At 60.8% G+C, this 6811-nt stretch carries 7 protein-coding genes; 2 read left to right on the top strand and 5 right to left on the bottom strand.

Annotation, left to right across the window (positions count from 1 at the left end; all coding sequences use genetic code 11):
- Positions 1 to 227 precede the first annotated feature (227 nt).
- From ruvA to HZA03_03915, 3 genes are read right to left on the bottom strand one after another with little or no spacing between them, the layout of a single operon-like run.
- Positions 228 to 815, bottom strand: coding sequence for a Holliday junction branch migration protein RuvA (ruvA, locus tag HZA03_03925; GenBank protein MBI5637103.1), 588 nt, complete (start codon positions 813 to 815; stop codon positions 228 to 230).
- Complete coding sequence (gene ruvC / locus HZA03_03920) at positions 812 to 1354, bottom strand: crossover junction endodeoxyribonuclease RuvC (protein ID MBI5637102.1); 543 nt, start codon at positions 1352 to 1354, stop codon at positions 812 to 814. Before ruvC ends, ruvA begins: the two co-directional genes overlap by 4 nt.
- A 10-nt stretch (positions 1355 to 1364) precedes the next feature.
- Positions 1365 to 2117: a YebC/PmpR family DNA-binding transcriptional regulator gene (locus HZA03_03915; GenBank protein MBI5637101.1), complete on the bottom strand. Its 753-nt coding sequence runs from the start codon at positions 2115 to 2117 to the stop codon at positions 1365 to 1367.
- Between the two features lie 145 nt (positions 2118 to 2262).
- Here HZA03_03915 and HZA03_03910 point away from each other — a divergent pair, with 145 nt between their 5' ends.
- Together HZA03_03910 and HZA03_03905 are read left to right on the top strand one after the other, a co-directional pair.
- The gene (locus HZA03_03910) at positions 2263 to 3702 is read left to right on the top strand and encodes an RtcB family protein (protein ID MBI5637100.1); all 1440 of its coding nucleotides are present in this window, start codon (positions 2263 to 2265) and stop codon (positions 3700 to 3702) included.
- 120 nt (positions 3703 to 3822) lie between these two features.
- On the top strand, positions 3823 to 4359 hold the full coding sequence (locus HZA03_03905; protein MBI5637099.1) for a ferritin family protein: 537 nt from the start codon (positions 3823 to 3825) through the stop codon (positions 4357 to 4359).
- 90 nt (positions 4360 to 4449) lie between these two features.
- Here the strand turns inward: HZA03_03905 and HZA03_03900 are convergent, their stop codons facing one another.
- Both HZA03_03900 and HZA03_03895 read right to left on the bottom strand, forming a co-directional pair.
- On the bottom strand, positions 4450 to 5610 hold the full coding sequence (locus HZA03_03900; GenBank protein ID MBI5637098.1) for a methyltransferase domain-containing protein: 1161 nt from the start codon (positions 5608 to 5610) through the stop codon (positions 4450 to 4452).
- Complete coding sequence (locus tag HZA03_03895; GenBank protein MBI5637097.1) at positions 5607 to 6701, bottom strand: hypothetical protein; 1095 nt, start codon at positions 6699 to 6701, stop codon at positions 5607 to 5609. Before HZA03_03895 ends, HZA03_03900 begins: the two co-directional genes overlap by 4 nt.
- Positions 6702 to 6811: the final 110 nt, after the last annotated feature.

Raw genomic sequence — 6811 nt, 5'->3', positions numbered from 1 at the left:
GGCCTAAGATACGGTTCAGAGTCTGTCGGAAGACCGGGGAAACTTATCTACCAAACATGGTCCCAGCCATTAGGTGCGACACAGTTTTCCCCGGTTTCCACTTAATGAAATTCTACGATTTCCAAGATACAAGGTGCGACATTCCTGTCGCACAATCGGCCCAACGGGCCGACCAATTCTTCTTGGCGCTTTGCGCGCCAATGTGCGAATGAATTCGCACCTACCGGCTACAATGAGAGGTGTTTGAGGGATTTTTTGAGGAGGTCGGCCAAGCTGGCGTCGGGCGATTCGGCGGTGATTTTCAGCAGCGTTTTTTCAGCGTCTTTCTTCTGATACCCCAAATTTACCAGCGCGGCCAAGGCGTCGGCGATATTTCGCTGAGCTTCGTTTTCGGGCGCGTGGCTTATCGTCGAAGGGCCGAACTTGTCTTTCAGCTCCAGAATAATCCGCTCGGCGGTTTTTGCGCCGACTCCCGGGATTTTTGAAAGCCTTGTTTTGTCGCCGGTCACGATGGCATTTTCCAGCGCGTCCGGCCGTACCCCCGAAAGGATGGCGCAGGCAAGGCGCGGCCCGATGCGGGTGACGCCGACAAGTTTTACGAACATCTCTTTCTCGTCGCGGCCGGCAAAGCCGTATAGGTGCAGCGCATCTTCGCGCGCGATGGTGACGGTCGGCATCTGGGCCGCTTCCCCCTCGCGCGGCAGCGATTCGTACCCCGCCAGCGTGATGAAGAGGCGGTAGCCCACGCCCCCCGCCTCGATAACGGCGTATTGCGGCTTTTTTTCAAGCAGCGTCCCGCGCAGATGTGCGATCATCCCCTAACCCCCCGTTTAATGCGGCGCGCGGCGGGCGCGGCATCCTTCACCGCCGCCAGCCTTTTCCCCATCGGTGTGGCGTGCAGGTGCGTGACCGCCACCGCCAGCGCGTCGGTTACGTCTTCCGGCTTCGGTATCTCTTTCATGTTCAACAGGCGGCAGACCATCGCGGCCACCTGTCCCTTCCCGGCGTGACCCGCCCCCACCAGCGCTTTTTTCACCTGCAATGCGGTGTATTCGTGAAACGGGATGTTTTGCAGCAGCGCGGGTAAAAACGCCGACGCGCGCGCCTGCCCCAGCACCAGCGCCGACCGGGCGTTCTCGGCGAAGAAAACGTTTTCCACCGCCACTTCGTCCGGCTGGTATTCGATGATGATCTCGGCGTACGCCTCGAAAAGATATTTCAGGCGCGGGTGCAGCTCTTTGGCGGGCGGCGGTTTCACCACGCCCCACGCCACCGGCGCGAGGATGCCCCCCCGCTCTTCCACGATGCCGTAACCGGCCACGCGGCTGCCGGGATCGATGCCGAGCACCCTCATCGGACGGGACTCACTCGTTGGCGAGCGCCTCCATAATTTCGTCGGAGATATCGAAGTTGGCCGAGACCTTCTGCACGTCGTCGTGGTCGTCCAAAAGCTCCATCAGCTTGAGCATCGACCGCGCCTTGTCTTCGGCAAGCGCCACGGTGCTCTGCGGCACCATCATCAGTTCCGCCAAGGCGGGTTTCAGGTGTTTCTTTTCCACCGCCTGTTTCACCGCCTCAAAATCTTCGGCCGCGGTGACCACCTCGTAGTTATCCGGCAAGGTGTGCATATCTTCCGCGCCGGCATTTATCACCAGTTCCATCAGGTCGTCTTCTTTTATCTGGTCTTTCGGGATGACGATCATCCCCTTTTTGTGGAACATCCAGTTCACGCAGCCCACCTCGCCCATGCTGCCGCCCCACTTGGTGAGTATCGAGCGGATTTCGCCGACGGTGCGGTTTTTGTTGTCGGTCATGGCGTTTATCAGCAGCGCCACTCCGCCGGGGCCGTACCCCTCGTAGGTGATCTCGTCGTAACTCGTCCCTTCCAGCTCGCCGGTGCCTTTTTTGATGGCGCGCTCGATGGTGTCGTTCGGCATATTGGAGGCTTTGGCTTTTTCCACCGCCGTCCGCATGCGCGGGTTCGCGTTGATGTCGCCGCCGCCCAGCCGCGCCGCGATGGTGATCTCCTTGATGATCTTGCCCCAGAGCTTGCCGCGCTTGGCGTCGGTTGCCCCTTTTTTATGTTTTATCGTCGCCCACTTGGAATGACCGGACACGGTAAACCCCCTCGAATTTTCAATAACGTTAAGCGCCCCGCGGGCGCGCCAATCGGTGCGTTCTCCCGCATTAAAGTCTATCACATCCCAAAAGAATGCGCGTTGCGGGGCGTGTGCCTTACAATAAAAGGAGGAGACAAGCGCCATGGCAAATCTTGAGATCCACCGCATCGGGCAGCATCTGTGGGAGATACCCGCCCGCGCCAAAAAGGGGATGAACGTCCCGGCCCGCATCTACACCTCGGCGGAGATGCTCCCCGCCATAGACGACGCGTCACTGGATCAGCTCTCCAACGCCGCGATGCTCCCCGGCGTTGTGCTCAACACGCTGGCGATGCCGGACATACACTCCGGCTACGGCCTGCCGATAGGCGGCGTAATGGCGACCGACCCGGCAACGGGCGTCGTTTCCCCCGGCGCGGCGGGGTACGACATCAACTGCGGCGTCCGCCTGATGAAAACCCCCTTCGTCAAAGAGCAGATCATGCCGCTGCGCGAGATGCTGGCCGACCTGATGGCCGCCCGCATACCATGCGGCGTCGGACGCGGCGGGTTGATCGATCTTTCCGACGCCGACTACCGCGCCATCGCCGAGAAGGGGGCGGCGTGGGCGGTGCGCCGCGGTTTAGGCTTGGGTGATGACATCGCCCATACCGAGTCGGGCGGGGCGCTGGAAGGGGCCGATCTCGAAGGGGTGAGCGGGCACGCGAGGAAGCGCGGGCGCGATGAGATGGGAACGCTCGGCGGCGGCAACCATTTTGTGGAGATACAGTACGTCGATCAAGTCTACAATCCCGGGATCGCCGCCGCGTGGGGGCTGCGCGAGGGGCAAATCACCTTGATGATACATACCGGCTCGCGCGGGTTCGGCCATCAGGTGGCCACCGATCATCTGAAGTCGATGGAGCATGCGATGCGGAAATACGGCATCAGCGTGCCGGACCGGGAGCTGGCCTGCGTGCCGGTTGACAGCGGCGAGGGGCGCGATTACCTCGGCGCGATGCGGGCCGCCGCCAACTACGCCTGGACCAACCGGCAGGTCATCATGCACCTCGCGCGCGAGGTGCTTTCGGAGGCTACCGGCGCCGCGCCGGATTCTATGCCGCTGCTCTACGACGTGGCGCACAACATCATCAAGCTGGAAGAGCACACGGTGGAGGGGAAAAAACGGAAGGTGATGGTTCACCGCAAAGGAGCCACCCGCGCGTTGGGCGCCGGACATCCCGAACTGCCCGAAGCCTATAAAAACACTGGCCAGCCGGTGCTGATACCGGGGGATATGGGGCGGATGTCCTATCTGCTGGCGGGAACGCAAACCGCGATGGAGCAGACCTTCGGCAGCAGTTGCCACGGAGCGGGGCGCGCGCTGAGCCGGCACGCCGCCGCCAAAAAAGCCCGCGGCCGGAACCTGCGCGGCGAGATGGCACATCAGGGGGTGGCGGTGCGGTCGGCCGAAAAGGGGACTTTGGCCGAAGAGATGCCGGAGGCCTATAAGGATGTTTCGCAGGTGGTGGACGTGGTGACCGCCGCCGGGCTGGCCTTGCCCGTGGCGCGTCTGCGCCCGATTGCCGTCATCAAAGGGTAGTAAACAACTAATCAACATATTGATAAATAACGCAACAATACCTGACTTGCCAGATAGGGTATTTGCCTGTAAAATGAAATGGAGACCTGTATAGTCTCTTTAGGCAAAGGAGAACAAGCCATGAAACGAAACGAGATAGAACCGCTTTCCACCCGCGAAATCCTGAAATGCGCGATTCAAAACGAAAAGATCGCCCTGGAGAATTACAACGCCATCGGGGAAATAATGCTCAACTCCTATAACTTCCCTGTCGCCCAGATATTCTTCGAGGCGGCGAAAGTGGAAAAAGGGCATTTCCGCAAACTGCAAAAGGTTCTCAAACGTCTGTACGGCATTATCGTGACCGATACGACGCCGCTTCCCTTCAGCGCGGGATGCGCCCCGGGCAGCGGCGATAACGCCTGCCTTTTGGATATCCGCACCGGCATGCAACAGGAGGATGCCATCCGCTTTCTGGAAGAGGCGGAACGGGCCGCCGAAAAGTTTTACCGCGAGGCGGTGGAAAAGACCGAGAGACCCGATATGAAAATACTCTTCAGGGCGTTAGCTATCGAGGAAGGGAGGCATTGCCGCTCTGTCCGCAGGATCGCCCGCAAGGCGGTTACGCGCGATCCCGGCAAAGCCCATGCTAACGTGGCGCCAGGCACAATGCACTGACGGGAAAAAATGCACACACCCCTCTTTTTGGGTGTGTGTGTTCCGGGAAGCTGTTATTCCTTATCGGGATGCCGATGCGGGCGGTGATTATTATTCTAAGAGCTTGAATTCATACAGCGCCCACAAAGGGAACTGGCGGGCGAAGAAATAGGCCCGTTCGTCGACAGCCTGTAAGGCCGGGTCGGGGGCGAACTCCTCCATCGCGGTCAGCGCAAACCCGTGATTCACCGCCGCCTTCACATGCCATTCGAAGGTGCCGATGACGCCGTAGCTTTTTTCGCGGTATTCGGTCAACACGGTAAAGGGCCGATCCGCGCTTCCGAGCCAAGGCTGGTGCAAAAAAACGGGGTGCGGCTCGCAGATGATGAACGCGCCATTTTTTTTCAATATCCGCCGGAGATCGGCGAAGAGGAGCGCCAGGTCGGCCGGAAAATCGGCGGCTTGGTAATACATCAGAAACGCATCGCTCATGAAAACGAAATCGGCGCTCCCGCCGCCAATATCGTCCAAACCGCCCGGGCGGCCCGCGGCGCGCACCGCGAATCGCGCGTTGGCGTGCGCCGTGGCGCGGGCTATTTCAATGAGCGGGAGGTTGGGATCGATGCCGAAAGCGCTGGCGCCGGTGGCGGCGATCATGTTGGTGTAGTAACCGGTGCCGCACCCGATATCGATGACCGACATCCCCTTGGCAAACCGCTTTTCGAAAAACCGCCTGAGATTGTATTCCTGGACATATTTGTAGTTGTTTTCCAGCAGAGCGCGGCGGTCTGGGGTGAATTTTTGGTTAAGCCACCAGTTGTGGCGGTCGGGGCAATTGAGCGCCAGTTGCTGGTTGAGTTGTTGGCGAAAATCGCCGTACCTGCCGTTATCCACCTCCTGCCGCTTGGGCGCGAAGCGGGCGCGGTATGCCGCCGCGTCGCTGATAAGGATGGCGTGCGCGGCCAACCGCTCGACGAGGGCCTCGATAGCCATCTCCTCCACCGGCGGCCATTGCGCCGCGTCGGCGATGAACCATGCGGGATTGGCAACCGAACAGGCCAAGTACGGAAACCGGTATATCTCATGGACGGCGAACCGGGCGCCGCGGTGTTTCGCGGCGAGCGCGCCGGCGGGAAGAAGCGCGGCGTCCTGCAATGCGGCCAGCCCGGCGCTATCGAGTCCGACCGCCGTGCGCGCGAAAATATTGAGCACGGCCCAGCGCCCCCCTCCCGCCGGAAGCACAATAACATCGGCGGGTATTGCCGGCATCATTCCACCGTCACGCTTATGACGCCGAGTATGCGGAGCAGCCGTTTGATGGTTTCGCTCTTCCATGCGGAGTAGCGCCGCAGCGCTTCTTCCGCGTAGCCGGGACCTCCCATCAGGAGCTGCTGTCCCTGCTCCTCGCCGGAAAGCCTGACGATTTTCACCCGCAGCGTTCCCTCTTCAAACGCCACGAAATCGCAACTGTAGGAACCCTCCATTTTCGCTTCGGCGCATATCGCGTCCGTTTCCCGCTGCACGCGCACGGTTCGCAGTTCCATCATCCGTTTGCGCGCCTCCTCGCGGTTGCGGTTCACCGGGAAACCGCGCAGAAACTCCCGGTACCCCTCTTCGGCATCCTTCTTTTTGTAAGGTCCGTATTCCAACTCGTCTTTCAGGGCCAGCGCTTCGGCGGCCCGTTCGGTCGCGGCGTGGTCGCGCAAAAATTCGGCCCACGCTATTATGCTGTCGGCCTTTTTCACCTCGTCGAATATCAGGTCTTCCATCGCCGCCCGCGCCGCCGGGATCAGCCGGTTTTCCGGAAAATCGTCGATGAACCGGGAATAGCTTTCAATGCTGTTCCCGCGCGAAAAAGGGGCGAAGATCAACTCGTCCGAGCGCAGGCTTGCTTCGGCCACATGGCGGCTGCCGGGGTATTTTGCGATAAAGGCGGCGTACCCCTTCACGGTGTTTTCATCGCGGCAACGGCGGAAACGGATGTCGTCGACCGCCTCCCGCGCGCGGGCGGCGAAAAGGTTGCCGGGGCCGTCTTTGAGGTACTGTTCCAAAACGCTTTCTTTGCCGGTTTCCAGCGCTTTTTTGCGCCGCGCTTCAAAAATAGCCTCGCCTGGCTGGAGCGGTTCGGGGAGCGGAGACGGGGAGACCGCCGGCGGTTCGGGGGAGGGTTCCCCCGCGTCGATGGACTGGGTTTCCGCGGAGCCGTCCGGGGGCGGGGTGATGTCCGCCGCGCGCGCGGCGGCGCAAAAGAGGAATACGGCGGTACACGTTGCCGCGGCCGTCAGGCGGAATAAGACGCTTGCTGGTTGCATGGCGATCCGGTTGGCTATGCCGCGCCCGGCATACGTCCCCGCCGCGCCCAATCCTGTATAATCACACGTTTGATTATAGTGAACCCTTTCCGCTTTTACCACCGCCCCTTCTTTGATGCCCGCCGGATGCCGGTATCCCGCTTTCTTTACGCTTCCCTTTT

The sequence above is a fragment of the Nitrospinota bacterium genome (genome assembly GCA_016217735.1).
Lineage (GTDB): Bacteria > Nitrospinota_A > UBA7883 > JACRGQ01 > JACRGQ01 > JACRGQ01.
Note: the sequence above shows the minus strand (reverse complement) of the source record. Positions and strands in the feature narration are given on the sequence as shown.